The sequence below is a fragment of the Peribacillus sp. FSL E2-0218 genome, from assembly GCF_037992945.1.
In the GTDB taxonomy this organism is placed as follows: domain Bacteria; phylum Bacillota; class Bacilli; order Bacillales; family DSM-1321; genus Peribacillus; species Peribacillus simplex_B.
The window spans coordinates 3,729,169-3,749,022 of sequence record NZ_CP150304.1 but is presented as its reverse complement, the minus strand read 5'-3'; the positions used below and the strand labels follow the sequence as shown (position 1 = coordinate 3,749,022).

Here is a 19,854-nt window from a genome sequence, read left to right as displayed (position 1 = left end):
ATCATGAAAGGATTATGATATAATGGCATGAATAAAAAACAGAGAGAGGGACTTCGATTGGAAAATAGAAAAGAAGTTTTTTCATGGATAAAAGCGATCGGGATTGCAGTCATTCTAGCTTTTTTAATTCGGACGTATATATTTGCACCGATTGTCGTAGACGGCGAGTCGATGATGCCGACCCTTCAAGATCATGAGCGAATCGTTCTTACCAAGTTTGGAACGAACATCGATAGCATCGATCGATTTGATATTGTCGTTTTTCATGCTACGGTAGATAAAGATTATATTAAAAGGGTTATTGGTCTTCCAGGTGACCACATTGAATATAAAGATGATACGCTTTATATTAATGGAAAAGCTTATGAAGAACCCTATTTGGACGAATATAAGGAACAAATGGCAGGAGGAATGCCGCTGACTGAATCCTTTAAGCTTGAGGATATTACAGGCGGGATGACGGTACCTGATAATCAGTTGTTCCTGATGGGGGACAATCGCCAAAACAGTTTGGATAGCCGGGAAATCGGTACGATATCCGTCGATGAAATTGTCGGTAAAGCCAATCTGGTGTACTGGCCGATCAAGGAAATAAAAATCGTGAACTAAAACGGGCGGGCTCGGTCATCGAGTCCGCTTTAGCTTTGGCGCAATCATTCCTTTAGCCAGGTCTTTCAACAAAAATCGTGCTTAATCTTCTTTTTTTTTCTTTTTTTAGGAAAAACAACTCATATGGGGGAATTTAGGTTATCCTATTATATAGAAGCAATTACGTAACAAGAACGGATCGGACAATGGATTATATTTTAAAGGGGTACTATAGATGGAAATGGTAAAAGAACTGATATCAAACTATGGATATTTTGCGATATATGGACTGCTGGCACTTGGCATCATTGGTTTGCCGGTACCTGATGAGTTCATGATGACTTTTGTCGGCTATTTATCATCCATTTCCGTTTTGAATGTTCAAGGGGCATTCCTCGTAAGTTTCCTTGGCTCGATCTCCGGGATGCTTGTGAGTTATTTCATTGGGAAAAAGGTGGGCAAACCTTTTCTGAGAAAGCATGGTAAATGGATCAAAATGACTCCGCCAAGGTTGGAAAAGCTGGAGGCATGGTTCAATAGATATGGTCCATGGACCATTATCATTGCTTATTTCATCCCGGGTGTCCGCCACTTCGCAAGTTACCTTTCCGGAATGAATGGAATGGGGAAACGAAAATACTTCTTATTTGCCGGTGCAGGGGCATTTAGCTGGTGTTTGGTATTTACGGCTTTTGGCTATTTCATTGGTGTGTTAACCTGACTCTCCCATCCGTTAGATTGTCCAATCGAATATATGGAAAAACCCGCTTCCGGATTTCGGAAACGGGATTTTTTTTCTTTATTGAGCCGAATATCCGCCATCGATAACAAGCTCCGCACCTGTTACGTATGAAGCTTCATCGGATGCCAGGTAAAGCACGGCATTTGCAATATCGGCAGGTTGACCGAGACGTTGGAGCGGAGTCGCTTGGATCATCTGGTTCACAAGCTCTTTGGACTCTTCCAACTTGTGCGTCATAGGTGTTTCGATGATGCCGGGGAATACGGCGTTAACACGGACACCCATGCGGCCATATTGGGTAGCGGCAGCTTTGGATATGGCACGGACCGCGCCTTTGGAAGCTGAGTATGAGTTTAAGCCCATTCCGATTTGTGCCGTGAAGGAAGAAATATTCACAACCGCCCCTTTACCTTCTTTAACCATGTAAGGAATGACATGCTTCATTCCAAGGAATGGACCAAACCCATTGATGCCCATCATTAGCTGCCAATCGGCCAAAGTCGTATCGTTAATTCCTTTTTCGGAGGAGATACCGGCATTATTAATCAAAATGTCGACCTTCCCAAATTCAGCAATGACATCTTCCATCATGGTTTTCCAGCTATCGTCTGAAGATACATCAAGCACCATTCCATGGACGTTTTCCAATTCATTCACCACTGCCACAGCTTTTTCATTAATATCGGCAGCGATGACTTGTGCTCCCTCTTTTGTGAATAAATCGACCATTTCTCTCCCCATACCAGATGCTCCGCCAGTAATAATGGCTACTTTATTCGTTAATCTTCCCATCATGATCACTCCCAATCGTTTTGTATGATGAATATAGGTTAATGGCTAGTTTGATAGATAATCAGCGAGCAGTACTATATAAATGTACTTGGAAAGGGGACCTATCCAAAGAGTCTCCCCTTCCAGCTTTTTAAAAAAGAATGGCTCACATCATATTGAAAGCGTTCATGTACCAATTGTGTGTTTCCATTCACTAGAATAGCTTGACCGGTCTATTAGGTGTTAGCGCCCATGAGCTTGCAGAGATCATCTTCCTGGTACATTCAGCAAAGCCTCGCTTCATGTTTAATTCTAGTGGTTAAAATTCAATTCTGCAATCATTTTGTACTTGGGATACAAAAAAATATAACGATGTTCCATTTTTGAAGGCGCATCCTTGCCGGACGACGCTGCCGCTTTAACGATTGATGCCTCGCTTTTAATATCGATTTCCATTCCTTGTTTTAATGATCCGATTAGCTGATTGGGCATCATGCCGGGTTGTTTGACCGGAGTGTTGGACAGGGAATACGAAGAAAAGGGTCCAACACTTGGCGGAACAGGTAGGAAAAGTGATAAAATGAATAATATATATAAAAGAGGAGTTGTCGAATGTGACTGAAATGAATTGGCGAGAAGAAGTTGAAAAAAGGAAAATGGATCTATTGCTGGACACTCAAAATTTGCTGAAAATAAAAAGTGTTCTGGATGAAGAAAACAAGACAGAGGATGCACCATTTGGTCAAGGGGTGAAGGAAGCGCTTGACTTCATGCTTCAATTGGGTGAAAAAGACGGTTTTACCGTGAAGAATGTCGATAATGTCGCCGGACATATTGAAATGGGTGAAGGCGAAGAGTTAATCGGGATTTTGTGTCATGTTGACGTTGTACCGGAAGGCGATGGGTGGAGTTCGGATCCGTTTGGCGCGGAGCTCCGCAATGGCCGCATTTATGCTCGCGGTGCAATCGATGATAAAGGGCCGACGATGGCTGCCTATCATGCAATGAAGCTGGTGAGGGAGCTTGGACAGCCATTGAACAAACGTGTGAGGATGATCATCGGGACAGATGAGGAATCGAACTGGCGCTGCGTGGATCGTTATTTTGAAGTGGAGGAGATGCCATCGATGGGCTTTGCGCCAGATGCGGACTTCCCGATCATCAGTGCCGAAAAAGGTATTTGGGACTTATCCGTCATCCATCCTGTTGATGCAGGAAATGGCACGAGCTCTGAAGTGAATGTCATCGAATTCTCTTCAGGACGAAGGACGAACATGGTACCTGATTTTGCAACGGCGATTGTCGAGGCTGCCAATCCTGCTGAAGTGGTGGCAAACTATCAGGCTTATATGCAAAAATACTCGTTGAAGGGTCAAGCAGTTCCGCAAAAAAATCAAGTGCTCCTTGAATTGAACGGCGTGTCTGCACACGCGATGGAGCCGAACAATGGAATCAATGCAGGTTTGCATTTAGCTGCCTTTTTAGCGGACCTTTCGCTTGATCCGCATGCGAAATCCTACTTCACATTCATCAAGGATCGTTTGTTTGAAGATTCCCGCGGAAATAATCTTGGGTTGGCCTATGCGGATGAGGAAACGGGTGATTTGACGATCAATGCCGGCGTTTTCAATTATTCAAAGCAAGCCGACAGCTCGATTGGCTTCAGCGTGCGCTACCCGGTGACATTCGAATGGGAACAGCAAAAGGCGGCATTGGAGGAAAGGCTGGCTGCATATAATTTAAATGTGAAGACCAATTCGCATTCAACGCCACATTATGTCAATAGCGACAGTTTTTTGATCAAGACGCTGCAGCAGGTTTATGAAGCGGAGACCGGTGATAAAGCTGAACTGCTTTCGATAGGCGGCGGTACATACGCCCGCTCGCTTAAGGAAGGCGTTGCATTTGGACCGCTATTCCCCGGCAGCGAGGATATTGCGCATCAGAAAGATGAATATATTGACATTGAAGATATGCTTAAGGCTACGTCCATTTATGCACGTGCCATTCATGAATTGGCAAAATAAGAGGTCAAAGAGGGAGAAAACATGGGAAAAATCATTTTTAACGGCGAAATAAAAAACAGGGCCGATGTTTCGGTTGATATCGAGGACAGGGGATATCAATTCGGTGATGGCGTCTACGAAGTCATCCGGGTTTATAATGGTGAGTTATTCGCGGGAGACATGCATCTGAATCGTTTGATGGACAGCGCAAGATTGATTCAGATGAAAGTTCCCTTCACGGTAGCGGAAATTAAAACCCGCGTGAAAGAGCTTATCTCTGAAGATCAATTGCAGGACGGAATCATCTATATGCAGCTCACAAGGGGTGTAAGTCCGCGGACACATGCTTTTCCAAGTTCGGACGTCGAACCGGTATTTGTTGCCTATACGAAGGAAATGCCTTATACAGGAAAGATGAAACCAGGGGTAAAGGGCATCACGACGGACGATATTCGTTGGCTGCGCTGTAATATCAAAAGCTTAAATCTGCTTGGTAATATAATGGCTAAGCAAATGGCGGCGGAAGCTGGCTGTGACGAAGCGATCCAGCATCGTGACGGTCTGGTCACGGAGGGAAGCTCGTCCAATGTTTCAATCGTCGTCAACGGCACGCTGAGAACGCATCCCGCTTCCAACTTGATCTTGAACGGGATTACCCGCCAGGTGATGCTCAAGCTGTGCGCCGATCATGGCATTCCCTACGTGGAAGAAGCTTTCACGATCGAGGATATGATGGCAGCGGAGGAAGTCCTCTATACGAGCACAAGCGTCGAAGTGACACCGATCATTAACATCGATGGCCAGACGATCGCAACCGGTGCGCCCGGTCCGGTAACCAAAAGATTGCAACAGCTTTTCTCCGCGGAAATCGAAAGGCAATGCGGTTCAATTAACTGATTGTGGATCCCCCCTTTGCCGCACTGGCAAAGGGGTTTTTAGTCTTTCGCCCCCTCTCGGCCCCCCTTCTATAAGCCGCTTGAATCCATTAAAAAAATTTTCAGTTTGTCCCTTTTGACATTTTCAAGATTCAGGAATATACTTGCTAATAACCTAAAAAGTTTACTTGTCGCAACATTTTGAGTTGCATATAAAAAGGAGTTGAATAGACATGTCTGGTGCATTACATCAGTCTTCTTCCCGCGGATTCAAAAATCTGCTTCCATATTTGGGCCCAGCGTTCATTGCAGCTGTCGCCTATATCGATCCAGGGAATTATGCAACCAATATTACAGCTGGTTCAAAATATGGCTATACCTTATTGTGGGTTATCTTCGCATCGAACTTGATGGCTGTGCTCATTCAAACGCTGTCAGCCAAACTGGGGATAGCCACCGGTAAAAACCTTCCTGAGTTATGCAGGGAGAAATTTTCGAAAAAAACATCAATTTTACTATGGATACAGGCCGAAGCCGTCATCATGGCCACGGACTTAGCTGAGTTCATAGGTGCTGCACTTGGAATCTATTTGCTCTTCGACCTCCCGCTCATCACCTCGGCCCTCCTTGCAGCCATTGGTTCCTTCGCCATCTTGGAATTTCAGCGCAGAGGTTATCGGACATTCGAAGCGTTGATCACGGTCATGATCTTTGTTGTAGTGCTAGCTTTCGGAGCTCAGGTTTTTTATGCACATCCTGATACATCGGCCATCGCTCTAGGGCTATTCACTCCAAAATTCGAAGGAGTGGACAGCATTTTACTATCGGCAGGAATGCTCGGAGCGACCGTCATGCCGCATGCGATTTACCTTCATTCCTCTTTAACACAAAAAAGGATAGTCGGTAAAAATGACTTGGAGAGAAAAAGGATATTTCGTTTTGAACAAATTGATATAGTCATCGCCATGTTGATTGCAGGCGGAATCAATGCCGCCATGGTCATCGTTTCAGCCGCCCTATTTCATAAGAGTGGGATATTAGTAGAGGATTTGGATGTAGCCTATCAACAATTCGGGGCGATGCTTGGACCATCCGTCGCGATGTTTTTTGGAATCGGCTTACTGTTCGCCGGATTATCCAGCTCTTCCGTCGGTGTCATGACAGGTGATGTCGTCATGCAGGGATTCATAAAAAGACATATACCAATCTATTTGCGGAGGGTCATCACGACCTTACCGCCCCTAGTCATCATCATATGGGGAGTGAACCCATCCAAAGCACTGGTCATGAGTCAGGTCGTACTCTCATTTGGTATCGCCTTCGCATTGGTGCCATTGATCATGTTTACAAGCAATAAAAAAATCATGGGTAATCTGGTCAACCACAAAATCACCTCCAGTATTGCCTGGCTTATTGCAGTCCTCATTATTGGGCTGAACCTGTTCCTGCTTTATGAAACGTTGTTTACCTAACAAAGAATGTGACGGAAAAGGACCTCTTGGGGTCCTTTTTTTGATTTCTCAATTATATCTTCGATAATCCGCCCGAAAGCGCCAAGAATCCATCCGGAATCCAGAATAATCCGTCTCCTCTAAAAGCACGTTTTCGGACTGAGTTTTCCTTCTTTTTCTTGCTGGCCGGAATATGATGAAAGCAAGTGCAAGGAGAGTATATGACATGGGAATTATGGTAAAATTAGAGGAAGATCAGGAAGGAATGTCAGTGACCATGAATACTCATTTTTTCTTTGCTTTAGTTTTACCTGACGATATTAAGGCTTATTTACATGCTGTGACGGAACGACTGAATTCAGGGTTTCCATTTAAGAAATGGCTGCATCCTGCCGATTATCATATTACGATGGCGTTTTTGGGCAGTGCTGACGATTCAATGAAAAAGGATGCTATAAGGCGAGTGGAGGGCGTGCTTGCGAAAGAGGCCTCATTCGGGCTTACGCTAGCTGAAATAGGCGCTTTCGGCAAGGAAGACAGTCCCAGGATCCTTTGGACGGGTGTGGAGCAGCAGGAAAGGCTTTTTTCAATGCAGGAGAAAATTTATCATTCATGTGTGGAGGCTGGTATTCAGCTTGATAAAAAGCCATTTAAGCCCCATATAACGCTAGCAAGAAAATTCGAGGGGGAAAATCCCTTTTCTTTGGAAAGCGTCCGGCAGGTGGCGAATGTAAATGATGAGCATTTCCAGGCAGTCCAGGTTGCGCTCTATCAAACACATATCGGGGAATCGCCTTCATATGAAAAGGTTTTTACGATAAATCTTCAATAATAGAGAGAGAGGTGGCCGAATGGCACAGCTCATAAAGATGCAAGATTATATTTCCCGGTATGAGCAGGATATTTACCGATATCCAACACAATATGCACGATTGAAAAAACAGCAATGGGAAAAATTGAAGGCTGCTTATCAAGCAGGTGAACTGGATCAATTGTATGGCGATCATAACGTAGAGGAGGAACAGGCGATACTGGACCTAGCCCAGGACGAATCCAAGAGCTTAATGAAAAAAGTGAAGGGCTTGTTCCACCGGACGGAGAAGCAGGATACAGAGGCAGAAGAGCCGGTGCTGCCGAATCAGATCGACGACCCCAATATTTTTTCATTAAGGTTTCCCTTCCGTCCAGCCAGTTTGGATGAATTAAAGCAGAATTATTTAAATCAGTTGCTTCGTTTTCAAATGAAATGGGGAAGTTCGACGCTGCGTGAAAAATCATTTGTGGACCGATCATTCTTTTTGGATGAAAGGCTCCGCTTTTTCCTGCAGCGTTTTCCCGATACGTTTCTTGTTTTATACAAGCCTATCTTTCTATTAAAAAACGCGCCTGTTGAAGTCGATGTCATCTTATTGACCCCAGTCGACGCGTGGTGCATCACTTTTGTCGAGGCGGAAGAGGATGCAGCATTCATCGGCTCGAGCGACCGGTTCTGGATTCGCAGGCATCATAAGCACCCTGACAAAAAAGTGTTGAACCCATTATTGAGTGCCAATCGGATGGGAAACATCGTCTCCCAGTTATTTTCACTTTATGAGGTGAACGTCCCGATCAAAAAGGTGATCCTATCGCGGAATGGTTATATTGATTTTCCCGAAGCCCCATATGATATGACGGTATTGGATAAACGGACCTTCCAGGAATGGTTTGAACGGATGCGGACCACTTCATCGCCCATTAAGGCACAGCAATTGAAAGCTGCGCAGGCATTGCTGGAATATTGTCAAACGACATCGAGCATGCGACCGGAATGGGAAGCCGACCATCACCAACAAGAGGCGAATGAGCATGCCGAACCTTAATGAAACCCTTTATTTCATCGTCAACCCGAGGGCTGGAAATGAAACAAGCATGAAGGTTTGGAAGAAAGTGGAGAAGGTGCTGAAATCCAATGCCGTTCACCATGAAGTGTTTTTTACGGAAGAAAAAGGGCATGCATCCCGATTGACGGCGGAAATTTTATCAGGTACGGACCGGGATACCAGGATCATTGCGGTAGGGGGGGATGGCACGATAAATGAAATGCTCAAAGGCGCCCTTCCATTTCCACATGCCATCCTTGGATCCCTTGCCGCGGGCTCCGGCAATGATTATGTACGGGGCATCCAAAAAACGAAGGGTGTCGCTCAAGCCCTTCGGTTATTCCAGGATAACGCACACAAAGCCATTGATATCGGTCAGTACGAGACGGATGGCATGGACGGATATTTTATGAACAGCCTGGGAATGGGGATTGATGCTGAAATTTCCGCTGAAGCTGACCGTTCTCGCCTGAAAAAATGGTTTAATCTCGTCAAGGCGGGTAAATTGATTTATCTCATCCTTTTTCTGAAACAATTATTCACCTATAAGCCTGGCAGTATGGAACTGGTCGTTGATGGGGAAATCCATATGTTGAAAAAGGTGTGGTTCATTGTCATTGCGAACCAGCCATACTTCGGCGGGGGGATGAAAATTTCACCGCAATCAAAGCTTCATGATGGCAGGTTGAATATTATCGCCGTTCATGATATTGCCCTGCTGAAATTATTGGCCGTTTTCATCACCGTTTTATGGGGCGGGCATCTAAAGATAAAAAACGTCGATTCTTTTTCTGGTAAAATGATAAAAATGAAAAATCATGGGTCAGCAAAAATCCAGTCGGATGGAGAAATAGTTGGAAAGGATCAAGTGGCTGCTGCGGTTTTGACAGATAAAATCCGCGTCATGATCAAGGATTGACTCCCATGCAAAATATGAAATGATTTATTTGTTTTTGTTTTATGAGTATAATCGTTTTATAGTACTTGACGAAGAAACCTTTTTTCAACTAAAATTTAATTTATGGCTATTGTTAAATTGCTCAATAGCTATTTTTTTATTTCTCTAGAATGAGGATGTTTTTAATTGCGGGTATCATCCCGATGCACGTATATATGCAGCTTCGCCAGCAGGCGGGTTTTTTATTAAACATGGACTCAAAGTAGTGGTAATACATACACTAGGTAACGTACCCACATTTGTATGATTAAGCGAGGAAATCGAAGGTGAACCAGTTGGAACATTTATTAGGTCAGGAGTGGGATATATCCCCTGCTGGAGGAGCTACAGGAGAAGCCTTTATAGCCGAGAAAGATGGGCAGAAGCTCTTCCTCAAACGTAATTCATCGCCATTTTTAGCTGTTCTTTCAGCTGAGGGCATTGTTCCGAAATTAATGTGGACAAAACGCCTGGAGAATGGGGATGTCATTACTGCCCAGCATTGGATGGAAGGCAGGGAGCTATCTCAGCAGGAAATGGACAATATAAGAGTCGCAAAGCTGCTTCAAAAAATTCATCAATCCGATCCTTTGTTAAGCATGCTCAAAAGGCTTGGGAAATCCCCTTTACGACCTGAAAGTATACTTACAGACATAGAAATCGGATTATCTTCCGATGTTACGGATATTCCGATCATCAAGCAGGCCATTCATTTTTTACAGGATAATCTTCTGTTGATCGAATGTGACGAAGAAGTCGTTTGTCATTGTGATGTGAACCATAATAATTGGCTCATGACCGAAACGGACGGTTTGTTCCTCATTGATTGGGATGGTGCTGTCATTGGCGATCCGGCCATTGACCTTGGCATCCTCCTGTATTCCTATATCCCTAGGGAGGAATGGAATCAATGGCTTGCCCGTTACGGCAAAAAGCTTGATGCAGGACTGGAGATGAGGATGAAATGGCACACGGTTTCACAACTTGTGCTTTCCATCCAATGGCATCATCGTAGAAATCGGTACGAGGAAAGAAATGATTTACTGCAAAAGCTAGAAGCCTTATTATTGGTTGGCTAATCAGAACTGATCGATATCATCCACCCACTGGGACAGGTCGTTCTGGTGGGTCGTAATATGTGCATCTAAATCGGCGGCACCGATGCCCCCCTGGCTGTAGTCGTAAATCTCCGTCAGTATCGTTTTCACATTGCTATCGATATCCATGTTGACCATCAAGGATTTGACGAGCCTTTCCACCTGCTCGCATTCAGAAACGGACCCGCAGCAGTCTGATTGATGGTTGGTCAATATATCCTTTAATAGTGACATTTGGTGTTCATGGGAAAGCGGCATATAATACCTCTCCTTTCTTGAATATGGATCTAAGGGGTTTCCAGGCGGATTTTGCGCCTGCCCTTCACTTATTTATGGTGTGTTTTGCGGAAAGTTTTATACATGAAAACTACAGAGACTGCCGGCTGATGGCCGGCAGTTTTTTGATTTGTTCAATGGGTGGATGCAGGGCATTCCTGAAAAAATCAACTTGCAGGAATCCATCCACTCGTGTTATGGTTTGAACGATTATATTATAAATAGGGGTGTCATCATGCGTTTAAGAAATAAACCTTGGGCTGAAGACCGTTTGAATGATTTTCCACAATATGTAATTCAGCAGCCAGTGAGCCATAAAGGTAAATGGCATGAAGTTTTCGGAAATGATAATCCGTTATATATTGAAGTGGGTACGGGGAAAGGCCGTTTCATCACCGAAATGGCAAAGGCCCATCCTGAAGTGAATTTCATTGGAATAGAAGTATATAGAAGCGTCATTGTTGCTGCACTGGACCTGCTGATTGAAGCGGAAGTGCCGAATTTAAAGCTGTTGAATGTTGATGCAGCAAACTTAGGGGATTATTTTGCAAAAGGTGACGTGGATCGCGTTTACCTGAACTTCTCCGATCCATGGCCGAAATCACGTCATGCGAAACGACGGTTAACGTATAAAACCTTCCTTGAGGTGTATGAAGGCATCCTGCCTGACAACGGCGAGATCCACTTCAAGACCGATAACCAAGGGTTATTCGAATCCTCCTTGAAGAGTATTTCCGAATACGGCATGCTGTTGAAATATGTAAGCCTGGACCTGCATAATAGCAGCTTTGAAGGGAATATCATGACGGAATACGAAGAAAAGTTCTCAAGTAAAGGAAATCGGATCTACCGCTTGGAAGCTATGTTCCAATAAGAGCCATCAACAGGTAACCAGATGCACAGCATCTGGTTTTTTGTTCTGGTCATGTGATTGCCTTGGCAAGTGCAAGCAGGCTGTCAGGGTCTTGCTGACTGGTAGGAGGGGATGGTGCAGTTCATTTACTCATCCGGGATGATCGTTATCCATTTCCAGATAATGAAGCGGGTGTTAAACTAACAGAAGAGGAGGGGTAAAATGGAAACTTTGCAAATAGGGGAAATAAAACTTACATGGTTGAATGGCGGCGTGACTCATTTGGATGGCGGAGCGATGTTCGGTGTCGTACCAAAGCCGCTCTGGTCCAAGAAGTACCCGGTTAACGATAATAATCAAATCGAATTACGTACAGATCCGATCTTAGTACAGGCCAATGGCTTGAACATGCTTATCGATTCCGGGATTGGCAATGGAAAGATGAATGACAAGCTAAAGCGGAATTTTGGGGTGACGGAGGAATCCGCTCTCATAGCGGATCTTGGAAGACTGGGCATTGGTACAAATGATATCGATTACATTTTGATGACCCACTTACATTTCGATCATGCCTGCGGTTTGACGAAACGTGAAGGTGACGCCTGGGTGCCTGTTTTCGGGCGTGCAGAAATCATTACGACCCAAACGGAATGGAATGAAATGCAAAACCCGAATATTCGGTCTAAAAGTACATATTGGGCTGAAAATTGGGAGGCGATCTCGTCTCTTGTACGCCCATTTGAAGGAGAGAAAGATATAACCGGCGGCATTAAAATGATTCACACTGGCGGTCATAGTGATGGACATGCAATCATCATCATCAAAGATGGAGCGGACAGTCTGATTCATATGGCCGATATCATGCCGACGCATGCACATGCCAATGTCCTCTGGGTGCTCGCTTATGACGATTATCCAATGACATCCATCGAGGCAAAGGAGAAGTGGATGAAAGGCGGACTGGAAAATGGGGCTTGGTACAGCTTTTACCATGATGCCTATTATCGGGCGCTCAAATGGGATAAATCGGGTAAAGAGATAATAGCGCAAGTGAAACGGAACCGCTAAGCACGCACGGCAAAAGGGGGACGTCATTTTGACAGCCCCCCTTTTGCCGTTAATCATGTTGTGCATTGAGCTCCAGAATCGTTCCTGTCGCTGCATCTGCGACAAATTCGAATTGCTCCCGCAAGCCCTCTGTATTTCTGGTGATCCCGCCTTTATATACTAAATAGTCCAACTCATTCTTCGTGTAGGTTTCCGGTTTCATCAAAATCCAGGAACCATATATATTTCCATCCTTTTTGACGGTTTCCTTCACGTGGGCCAGCACTTTATCCGGAGAAGTCCTGGTTGATTGTTCCAATATTTGCTTTGTCGCATAACCAGCCGCAAATCCGGCCGCAGTACCTAGTAAAAACGTTTTCCAGTTCATGATTTCTCCTCCATTGCTTTATTTCCATCACTCTATCCAGTATACAGAAGAACGCTTTATTTGACTAATAATTTGAAATTTTACCCATTAACTGATAAATTAGAACTTTGAAGTGAAACATGAAACTAAGTTCTGTAAAATAGTAAGAAATAATACATACGTTAGGGGTAGGAAAATGAATCATGAGACTTTAGAACTTTTTAAAACATTGACGGAATTACCAGGTGCCTCGGGAAATGAACATGCAGTTCGGAGTTTCATGAAGACTGAACTGGAAAAGTATTCCGATGAAATCGTACAAGATCGCCTAGGCGGAATCTTTGGTGTGAAAAAAGGGAATGAAGAAGGACCGACTGTACTTGTTGCCGGCCATATGGATGAAGTGGGCTTCATGGTCACTTCCGTAACGGAAAATGGCATGATCAGGTTCCAGCCACTAGGAGGCTGGTGGAGCCAGGTGCTATTGGCCCAACGGGTCGAAATCATTACCGATAACGGTCCGGTCATAGGGGTCATCGGTTCGATCCCGCCTCATTTGTTGGAAGAATCGCAACGCTCAAAACCGATGGATATTAAAAATATGCTGATTGATATCGGTGCGGACGATAAGGAAGATGTGAAGAGAATCGGCATTAAACCTGGACAGCAGATTGTGCCCATTTGTCCATTCACACCGATGGCCAATGAGAAAAAAATCCTAGCAAAAGCATGGGATAATCGTTATGGCTGCGGACTGGCAATCGAGCTATTAAAAGATTTACAGGGTGAAACATTGCCGAATGTTTTATATTCAGGTGCGACGGTCCAGGAGGAAGTAGGATTACGGGGGGCACAAACAGCCGCCTTCATGATCAAGCCAGATCTGTTCTTCGCCTTGGATGCAAGCCCTGCAAACGATATGTCAGGCAGTAAAAGTGAATTTGGGCAGCTGGGGAAAGGGGCATTGCTCCGCATTTTAGACCGAACGATGGTTACGCATCGCGGCATGAGGGAATTCATCCTGGATACGGCCGAGTCGAATGATATTCCTTATCAATATTTCGTTTCCCCAGGCGGCACGGACGCCGGCAAGGTCCATATTGCCAATGAGGGGATTCCAAGCGGCGTGATTGGCATTTGTTCCCGCTATATTCACACACATGCATCGATCATCCATATTGATGATTATGCGGCTGCACGTGAATTGATTGGGAAGCTGGTTCGTTCTTGTGATAAAACGACTTTCGAGACATTGAAAAATAACGGTTGATAGAGAAAGCTGATATGGAAAAGGATGGCTGTCATCGCCCCTTTTCCGGCAGCTTTTTTTTACATGGAAGGGAATTAGCAATCATGAAAATAGCAGTGGGCAGTAAAAATCCAGCGAAAATACAAGCGGTGCTTGACGTGTATGAATCGGCTGAAATCATCTCGCTTCAAGTGGAAACCGGGGTTTCGGAACAGCCGTTTTCAGATGAAGAAACGTTGGAAGGAGCCAGGACGCGGGCCCGGAATTGCTTGATTCACAGTGATGCCGATATCGGAATCGGCCTGGAAGGCGGTGTCGTGAAAATGAAGCAAGGACTGTTTCTTTGCAATTGGGGTGCGATGGCCACGAGAGACGGCTCCGTTTTTGTTGCAGGCGGGGCAAGGGTTCCGCTGCCTGATATCGTCGCCGGGAAGCTGATGCGCGGCGAAGAATTGGGACCGGTCATGGACACTTTCACAAAGCAAACGAATATTAGCAAGAAGGAAGGCGCAATCGGCGTATTTACCAATGAGCGAATCACAAGAAGCGATATGTTCCTCCATATCATGAGGATGTTAGCCGGTCAACATGAATATAAGCTGAAAAACTAAAGCGAAGCTTATGTTTTCTTGTCCCGACGGAATGGAGCGGAAAAAAAGGATACTGCCGCAACAGAGCAGGATTTGACAGGATTATGTTGAGCGGGCCTGATAGTATGGATGATAAGGAGTGAGTGTAATGGGATGGGTTGAATCGATCCAGAGGGCAATCGATTATATCGAGGAGCACTTATTGGATGACCTGACGATCGAGAGCATAGCCAGACAAGCGAATGCCTCCGCTTTTCATTTTCAACGGACGTTCACCATTTTAACGGATAGCACTGTCGGTGATTATGTCAGGCGTCGCAGGCTGACCTTGGCGGCCCAGGAAATTTCCTGTTCAAATGAAAAGGTCATAGATTTAGCCTGTAAATATGGGTATGACACTCCCGAGGCATTCTCGAAAGCTTTTCGAAGGCAGCACGGTGTATCACCGAGTGAAGCGCGAAAGTATATGGGAAAGCTGAAATTCTTCGAACGCCTGGTGATCCAGGTTACTTTGAAAGGAGCAAAACCGATGAAATACAAAATCCTTGAAAGAGATTCCTTTGAATTGATTGGAATCAAGCAAGAATTTTCCTTGGTGAATGAAGGAAATTTAATCGGGATTCCGAAGCTGTGGGAGCAAGTGAATGCTGACGGAACAAGTGACAGGTTAGCGAAGTTGAACAATGGGGAAATCGTTGGGTTGCTAGGGGTATGTGTCGATAAAAGGGCAGAGGAAAAAAACGAAACGATGGATTACTGGATAGCTGCCGAATATGCCGGCAAAGTGCCTGAACCGTTTTTGCCCCTTACGATACCTGCTTCCAAGTGGGTTGCTTTTGAAGTTCACGGACCGATGCCTGATGCAATCCAAACGGCGTGGAAGCAAATATTTTCCGAATGGTTCCCTACCAGTGGTTATGAACATGCGGGATTGCCGGAATTGGAAGTATACTCGAATGATGACGCTTCAAGCCCGGATTATTACTCCGAGATTTGGATACCGATTAAAAAAAGGTAAGCTTAACAAGAGAATTTTTCATTTTTCGCTTGCAGGGGGCCTTCCCTGCAAGCATTTTTTTGGGGGTAACCAGGGCTACCGTCCGTATCTCGATTCACTTCCCTTCTTCAAAAACATAAGAAAGCACCTTCATGGCTTGGTTCACGGATTCGACTGTGACACTAGCCTTTTCTGATAATTCCTTTAAGGCATGATGATGGGATTCCGGGCGGATCAAAATAAGCGGCTTACCGAGGGAAACGGCAGTGCTTGCATCCATGGCAGTATTCCACTGTTTATATTTCTCGCCAAACAAGGCGACGACAAGATCGGCTTTCTTCAGTAAAAGGCCTGTCCGTAAATTATTGATCTGCGAAGCGGCTGCATCCTTGAGGATCGGGTTTGGTTGTTCTCCCAGAATATCTTCACCAATATTATCGGAACGATCATGATTTTCCATCGGGCCGACAAACTCTATCGGAAGCTTCAAGGCCTCAGCTTTATCCTTCACTTCATTTCTCCAATTTGAATGGATTTCCCCTGCAAGATATACGGTTAATTTCATATTTTTTCCTCCTCGATGCATAGAATGCCTTCATTGTATCATGATTTTTGCAAATGGATGAATTTCGGATATTAGGATAATAGTATCTATAAGAGCAAAGAGACGGCTGGAGGGAATGGCGATGTCTTTATCGAAAAAATATGTAGTGATGTTCGTGTTGATGAGCGGCTTCATTGTTGCGTGCTCCGGTATCGAGAGGCAAACCGAAAAGGCTGTGAGAGCAGCGGAAATCGCTTTTCGTGACGATGACAAACAGCCCAATGCGGAAGCGGGTCTTATCCAGGTCCATCTGCCAAAGGGCTTCAAGGTGGAAGAGGCGCATGATAACAATTTGATTGTGAAGCAGGCCGGCAAGGCTTATCTATTATTTGTCAATCCTAATGAAAAAGAGGACAGCTCCGTATTATTTTTGGCGATAAAAAAACAAGCGGGTCAATATTTGGTCCTCCACTCCTTTCAAAATGAAGATAAATTCGGCTTTGTCTCGATTAAAGAGTCAGCGAAAGAAAAGTATGAGCTTGCGGTTGGGATCGGCGGAGTCAAGCTGACGACCGAAACGGATAAGGACCGGCTAAAAACCGATGCCAAGCAAATGATGGAGATCGTATCATCCGTGCCGCAGCGATAGAAAACGTGTACTCGTTGAACCGATCCGTATTAATGGTTGATTACTGGAGATTCTGGTATGATGAATGTAGTGAAGTGTCATTATGAAGGAGGCTCATTCAAATGGAAAATTTACAAACTATAGAGCAATATGATGCATTGAAGAATGAAGGGAAACATATATTCCTGTTTTCAGCAGCATGGTGCGTAGATTGCCGTGTAATCGAACCGATCATGCCGGAGATTGAAAAGAAATTTCCTGATTTCACTTTCATTCATGTGGACCGTGATGAATTCATCGATGTCTGTGCAGCGAATGACGTATTCGGGATACCGAGTTTCATCGCTTATGATAATGGTGAAGAGCTTGGCAGGTACGTGAGCAAGGATCGCAAAACTCAAGAACAAATCGAGGAGTTCATTCAAACATTATAAGCAAATTTCCCTTCTCGCAGGGGATTTTTTCAATGAAGAGGAGGGTCAAACATGAAAATGGACAGCACGAAGCTGAAAAATATTTTGCAGGAACGTTTGAAAGGTGATAACCGAACATTCAAATTCGATAGCAAGCAAGATACGTTAAGGGTTGAAAATGTGAAGACAGGGAAGGGCATCGCCATACAATTGGCCCCGGTTGTTGCCAATTTTGAAAACGTGCAGGAAAAGGCCATAGATGAAGTCACTTATTACGTCGAAGAGGCCTTGAATGTAATGGGAGAAGTACATAGCATGCAAGGCAAGGAGAAATCCATTTTTCCGGTCATCCGTTCGACCTCCTTTCCCATGGAATCGGAAGAAGGAAATCCTTTTCTATTCGATGAGCATACAGCCGAAACCCGGGTTTTTTATGCACTCGATTTAGGGAAAACATACCGTCTCATCGATGAAAAGATGATTCAACGGGAAAATTGGCAGGGTGATAGAATCCGGGAAATCGCTTCTTTCAATGTTCGTTCGCTTTCCGTTGATTTGAAGTCTGATATCGTCGCGGGCAATACCTTCTACTTTTTGAACACGAATGATGGATATGATGCAAGCAGGATCCTGAATGAATCTTGGCTTAGGGAAATGAAGGAAAAGATCGAGGGAACGATGGCTGTGGCCATTCCGCACCAGGATGTCATCATCATCGCCGACGTGAAGAATGATACGGGATACGATATTCTAGCACAAATGGCGATGAGCTTCTTTGCCAGCGGCCATGTACCGATAACGGCCTTATCATTTCTTTACGAGGAAAATGAATTGGAACCCATTTTCATTTTGGGTAAAAACAAAAAGCGTGAACAGTAAAGCGCTGCAAAAAACAGGATCGTGCCAGCTGGCAGCGGTCCTGTTTTTTATTTGGGAGCTTAGTTTACTAGAGTCGGAAGCGACAAACGGGTAGCGTTACTCGTTATTTTTTCCGTGTATAGTGATATAATTGGATTATTCAGAAAAATACCTCGTGTGCATCCAAGTGCACGGAATCAAACCGCTAAAGGCAGCGAAAAGCAGGGCGCGCACTTTCGGATGAGCTGCTGCATGAATGTACGAGTAACCGCGCGCAAATTTGACTTAGCATAAGGGCAACGGGCGAAGGAGTGAGAGTCTTTTAATGCTTTCCTTTTCGCCAAAATTTCATGAAATGAAGGGGGAAACAATCATGAAAAACCAATTAATGGACATGCTGGAAGCACGCAAAGAGGAAATGGTTCAGATTCGCCGCCATTTACACGAGAATCCGGAGCTATCCTTTAAAGAAGAGAAAACGGCGCAATATATCATCGATTATTATAATGGGAAGGATGTGGAGGTTCAAACGAATGCAGGAAATGGATTCGGGGTCATCGTAACGATCGAAGGAGCTAACCCGGGAAAAACGATAGGACTCCGTGCCGATTTCGATGCATTGCCTATTACAGAAGAAACGGAAGTTCCGTTCCGTTCAAAAAATGAAGGGGTCATGCATGCCTGCGGGCACGATGGACATACGGCCTATTTATTGGTTCTGGCAGACTGTCTTATCCAGCTGAAGGATTCGTTGAGCGGTACCATCAAAATCATCCATCAGCATGCAGAAGAGACTCCTCCTGGTGGAGCAAAGAGCATCATGGAATCTGGAATCCTCGATAATCTGGACGCCGTGTTTGGAATCCATTTATTCCCCTCGCATCCTGCAGGGGTCGTTGGTTATCACGGGGGCTATGCGATGGCAGGCAGGACATATTTCAAACTGGCGGTAAAGGGTATGGGCGGACATGGCTCATCCCCGCATCTGGCCAATGATGCCATCGTTGCAGGTGCCCATTTCGTCACGGCTGTTCAAACTGTGATCAGCCGGCGCTTGGATCCTTTTGAAATGGGAGTGGTCACAATCGGATCTTTCGATGGAAAAGGAAGCTTCAATGTCATCAAGGATCGGATAGAGATCGAAGGCGATGTCCGATATATGACAGAGGAGGTCCGGCAGCTGATCGATAAAGAAGTCCACAGAATCGTTAAAGGAATAGAAATGGAGTTCGATGTACAGTGCGAGCTTTCATATATTCCTGATTATCCTCCGTTATATAATGATCCTGAACTGACTTTGTTCGTGAAAAATAGCCTCGAAAGCATGGATGATACAGAAATCAGGAGCGTCCTGGAATTTCCGATGTTTTCAGGTTCCGAAGATTTTTCCTATTATGCAGAAAAGATCCCGGGTTGCTTCTTTTACATTGGCTGTAAACCGAAAGGAGTGGAGAAGGCATACTTCAATCACCATCCTAAATTCGATATCGATGAGGATGCACTTTTGATTGCTGCCAAATCGATGGCACAGGTTATATGTCATTATTATGAATGGGAATGGCCAAAATAACTGCTCTAACCCACACAACACGGTTCGGTTTAAACGAACGGTGTTGTGTGGGTTTTTAGTATATATATGGATGGCATGGCCGGTTTGCCAGGCTGCATCAAAACTTAATCTCTTTGTAAACGCGATTTAACAGCGG

22 protein-coding genes are annotated in these 19,854 nt (G+C 44.7%); 18 read left to right on the top strand and 4 right to left on the bottom strand.

Translation table 11 applies throughout. The annotated features are described in order from the left end of the window. Positions 1–57: 57 nt before the first annotated feature. Positions 58–609 carry a signal peptidase I gene (lepB, locus tag MHI53_RS18020; RefSeq protein WP_232732430.1) on the top strand — a complete coding sequence of 184 codons (552 nt, stop codon included), beginning with the start codon at positions 58–60 and terminating at the stop codon, positions 607–609. Positions 610–823: 214 nt separating this feature from the next. Continuing rightward, positions 824–1,309, top strand: a complete 486-nt coding sequence (locus MHI53_RS18015) for a DedA family protein (protein WP_061142298.1) — start codon at positions 824–826, stop codon at positions 1,307–1,309. A 78-nt stretch (positions 1,310–1,387) separates the two neighbouring features. Here the strand turns inward: MHI53_RS18015 and MHI53_RS18010 are convergent, their stop codons facing one another. Continuing rightward, complete coding sequence (locus MHI53_RS18010) at positions 1,388–2,122, bottom strand: SDR family oxidoreductase (protein ID WP_340371869.1); 735 nt, start codon at positions 2,120–2,122, stop codon at positions 1,388–1,390. A 593-nt stretch (positions 2,123–2,715) separates the two neighbouring features. Here MHI53_RS18010 and pepV point away from each other — a divergent pair. The 7 genes from pepV (at position 2,716) to MHI53_RS17975 (ending at position 10,308) form a co-directional block, all read left to right on the top strand. Beyond that, complete coding sequence (gene pepV / locus MHI53_RS18005; RefSeq protein ID WP_340371868.1) at positions 2,716–4,128, top strand: dipeptidase PepV; 1,413 nt, start codon at positions 2,716–2,718, stop codon at positions 4,126–4,128. A 21-nt stretch (positions 4,129–4,149) separates the two neighbouring features. Beyond that, on the top strand, positions 4,150–5,004 hold the full coding sequence (dat, locus tag MHI53_RS18000) for a D-amino-acid transaminase (protein WP_340371867.1): 855 nt from the start codon (positions 4,150–4,152) through the stop codon (positions 5,002–5,004). Positions 5,005–5,215: 211 nt separating this feature from the next. Then, a complete protein-coding gene (locus tag MHI53_RS17995; protein ID WP_061142295.1) occupies positions 5,216–6,454 on the top strand; it encodes an Nramp family divalent metal transporter in 1,239 nt (412 codons plus the stop codon). Positions 6,455–6,659: 205 nt separating this feature from the next. Continuing rightward, entirely contained in the window at positions 6,660–7,265 is a 606-nt protein-coding gene (thpR, locus tag MHI53_RS17990) for an RNA 2',3'-cyclic phosphodiesterase (protein WP_340371866.1), read from the top strand. Between the two features lie 19 nt (positions 7,266–7,284). Beyond that, positions 7,285–8,292: an NERD domain-containing protein gene (locus MHI53_RS17985; RefSeq protein ID WP_100533179.1), complete on the top strand. Its 1,008-nt coding sequence runs from the start codon at positions 7,285–7,287 to the stop codon at positions 8,290–8,292. Beyond that, positions 8,279–9,211, top strand: coding sequence for a diacylglycerol kinase family protein (locus MHI53_RS17980; RefSeq protein WP_340371865.1), 933 nt, complete (start codon positions 8,279–8,281; stop codon positions 9,209–9,211). The genes MHI53_RS17985 and MHI53_RS17980 overlap by 14 nt, the downstream gene beginning before the upstream one ends. 314 nt (positions 9,212–9,525) lie before the next feature. Continuing rightward, positions 9,526–10,308 carry a phosphotransferase family protein gene (locus tag MHI53_RS17975; protein WP_061142330.1) on the top strand — a complete coding sequence of 261 codons (783 nt, stop codon included), beginning with the start codon at positions 9,526–9,528 and terminating at the stop codon, positions 10,306–10,308. Here the strand turns inward: MHI53_RS17975 and MHI53_RS17970 are convergent, their stop codons facing one another. Then, positions 10,309–10,584, bottom strand: coding sequence for a YtzH-like family protein (locus MHI53_RS17970; protein ID WP_061142291.1), 276 nt, complete (start codon positions 10,582–10,584; stop codon positions 10,309–10,311). Positions 10,585–10,837: 253 nt separating this feature from the next. Here MHI53_RS17970 and trmB point away from each other — a divergent pair, with 253 nt between their 5' ends. Both trmB and MHI53_RS17960 read left to right on the top strand, forming a co-directional pair. Next, a complete protein-coding gene (gene trmB, locus MHI53_RS17965) occupies positions 10,838–11,476 on the top strand; it encodes a tRNA (guanosine(46)-N7)-methyltransferase TrmB (RefSeq protein WP_061142329.1) in 639 nt (212 codons plus the stop codon). A 201-nt stretch (positions 11,477–11,677) separates the two neighbouring features. Beyond that, on the top strand, positions 11,678–12,523 hold the full coding sequence (locus MHI53_RS17960) for an MBL fold metallo-hydrolase (RefSeq protein ID WP_340371864.1): 846 nt from the start codon (positions 11,678–11,680) through the stop codon (positions 12,521–12,523). A 49-nt stretch (positions 12,524–12,572) separates the two neighbouring features. Here MHI53_RS17960 and MHI53_RS17955 read toward each other — a convergent pair whose 3' ends face one another. Then, positions 12,573–12,890 (bottom strand): hypothetical protein, encoded by a 318-nt coding sequence (locus MHI53_RS17955; protein WP_061142289.1) that lies wholly within the window; start codon positions 12,888–12,890, stop codon positions 12,573–12,575. A 175-nt stretch (positions 12,891–13,065) separates the two neighbouring features. Here MHI53_RS17955 and MHI53_RS17950 point away from each other — a divergent pair, with 175 nt between their 5' ends. The 3 genes from MHI53_RS17950 to MHI53_RS17940 all read left to right on the top strand — a co-directional run bounded on the left by MHI53_RS17950 (position 13,066) and on the right by MHI53_RS17940 (position 15,726). Next, a complete protein-coding gene (locus tag MHI53_RS17950; protein ID WP_061142288.1) occupies positions 13,066–14,139 on the top strand; it encodes a M42 family metallopeptidase in 1,074 nt (357 codons plus the stop codon). An 83-nt stretch (positions 14,140–14,222) separates the two neighbouring features. Further along, positions 14,223–14,729, top strand: a complete 507-nt coding sequence (locus tag MHI53_RS17945) for a DUF84 family protein (RefSeq protein ID WP_340371863.1) — start codon at positions 14,223–14,225, stop codon at positions 14,727–14,729. Positions 14,730–14,856: 127 nt separating this feature from the next. Then, entirely contained in the window at positions 14,857–15,726 is an 870-nt protein-coding gene (locus MHI53_RS17940; protein WP_340371862.1) for an AraC family transcriptional regulator, read from the top strand. A 94-nt stretch (positions 15,727–15,820) separates the two neighbouring features. Here the strand turns inward: MHI53_RS17940 and MHI53_RS17935 are convergent, their stop codons facing one another. After that, positions 15,821–16,270 carry a YtoQ family protein gene (locus MHI53_RS17935; protein WP_061142286.1) on the bottom strand — a complete coding sequence of 150 codons (450 nt, stop codon included), beginning with the start codon at positions 16,268–16,270 and terminating at the stop codon, positions 15,821–15,823. Positions 16,271–16,391: 121 nt separating this feature from the next. On the opposite strand from MHI53_RS17935, the gene MHI53_RS17930 reads away from it, so the two are divergent. The 4 genes from MHI53_RS17930 to MHI53_RS17915 all read left to right on the top strand — a co-directional run bounded on the left by MHI53_RS17930 (position 16,392) and on the right by MHI53_RS17915 (position 19,718). Then, on the top strand, positions 16,392–16,898 hold the full coding sequence (locus MHI53_RS17930; protein ID WP_061142285.1) for a hypothetical protein: 507 nt from the start codon (positions 16,392–16,394) through the stop codon (positions 16,896–16,898). A gap of 101 nt (positions 16,899–16,999) precedes the next feature. Beyond that, the gene (locus tag MHI53_RS17925) at positions 17,000–17,311 is read left to right on the top strand and encodes a thioredoxin family protein (protein WP_100533173.1); all 312 of its coding nucleotides are present in this window, start codon (positions 17,000–17,002) and stop codon (positions 17,309–17,311) included. Between the two features lie 51 nt (positions 17,312–17,362). Then, positions 17,363–18,169, top strand: a complete 807-nt coding sequence (locus MHI53_RS17920; RefSeq protein WP_081092402.1) for a DUF1444 domain-containing protein — start codon at positions 17,363–17,365, stop codon at positions 18,167–18,169. A gap of 352 nt (positions 18,170–18,521) precedes the next feature. Continuing rightward, positions 18,522–19,718: an amidohydrolase gene (locus MHI53_RS17915; protein ID WP_061142283.1), complete on the top strand. Its 1,197-nt coding sequence runs from the start codon at positions 18,522–18,524 to the stop codon at positions 19,716–19,718. The last annotated feature ends 136 nt before the right edge of the window (positions 19,719–19,854 follow it).

Excerpts from the sequence above, each read along its gene's own strand:
- MHI53_RS17970 (WP_061142291.1), bottom strand. The coding sequence starts at position 10,584 with ATGCCGCTTTCCCATGAACACCAAATGTCACTATTAAAGGATATATTG.
- MHI53_RS17920 (WP_081092402.1), top strand. The coding sequence starts at position 17,363 with ATGAAAATGGACAGCACGAAGCTGAAAAATATTTTGCAGGAACGTTTG.
- MHI53_RS17955 (WP_061142289.1), bottom strand. The coding sequence starts at position 12,890 with ATGAACTGGAAAACGTTTTTACTAGGTACTGCGGCCGGATTTGCGGCT.
- MHI53_RS17950 (WP_061142288.1), top strand. The coding sequence starts at position 13,066 with ATGAATCATGAGACTTTAGAACTTTTTAAAACATTGACGGAATTACCA.
- MHI53_RS17935 (WP_061142286.1), bottom strand. The coding sequence starts at position 16,270 with ATGAAATTAACCGTATATCTTGCAGGGGAAATCCATTCAAATTGGAGA.
- trmB (WP_061142329.1), top strand. The coding sequence starts at position 10,838 with ATGCGTTTAAGAAATAAACCTTGGGCTGAAGACCGTTTGAATGATTTT.
- MHI53_RS17930 (WP_061142285.1), top strand. The coding sequence starts at position 16,392 with ATGTCTTTATCGAAAAAATATGTAGTGATGTTCGTGTTGATGAGCGGC.
- MHI53_RS18015 (WP_061142298.1), top strand. The coding sequence starts at position 824 with ATGGAAATGGTAAAAGAACTGATATCAAACTATGGATATTTTGCGATA.
- MHI53_RS17925 (WP_100533173.1), top strand. The coding sequence starts at position 17,000 with ATGGAAAATTTACAAACTATAGAGCAATATGATGCATTGAAGAATGAA.
- MHI53_RS17980 (WP_340371865.1), top strand. The coding sequence starts at position 8,279 with ATGCCGAACCTTAATGAAACCCTTTATTTCATCGTCAACCCGAGGGCT.
- MHI53_RS17995 (WP_061142295.1), top strand. The coding sequence starts at position 5,216 with ATGTCTGGTGCATTACATCAGTCTTCTTCCCGCGGATTCAAAAATCTG.
- MHI53_RS17915 (WP_061142283.1), top strand. The coding sequence starts at position 18,522 with ATGAAAAACCAATTAATGGACATGCTGGAAGCACGCAAAGAGGAAATG.
- MHI53_RS17985 (WP_100533179.1), top strand. The coding sequence starts at position 7,285 with ATGGCACAGCTCATAAAGATGCAAGATTATATTTCCCGGTATGAGCAG.
- thpR (WP_340371866.1), top strand. The coding sequence starts at position 6,660 with ATGGGAATTATGGTAAAATTAGAGGAAGATCAGGAAGGAATGTCAGTG.
- MHI53_RS18010 (WP_340371869.1), bottom strand. The coding sequence starts at position 2,122 with ATGGGAAGATTAACGAATAAAGTAGCCATTATTACTGGCGGAGCATCT.
- MHI53_RS17945 (WP_340371863.1), top strand. The coding sequence starts at position 14,223 with ATGAAAATAGCAGTGGGCAGTAAAAATCCAGCGAAAATACAAGCGGTG.
- dat (WP_340371867.1), top strand. The coding sequence starts at position 4,150 with ATGGGAAAAATCATTTTTAACGGCGAAATAAAAAACAGGGCCGATGTT.
- MHI53_RS17960 (WP_340371864.1), top strand. The coding sequence starts at position 11,678 with ATGGAAACTTTGCAAATAGGGGAAATAAAACTTACATGGTTGAATGGC.
- MHI53_RS17940 (WP_340371862.1), top strand. The coding sequence starts at position 14,857 with ATGGGATGGGTTGAATCGATCCAGAGGGCAATCGATTATATCGAGGAG.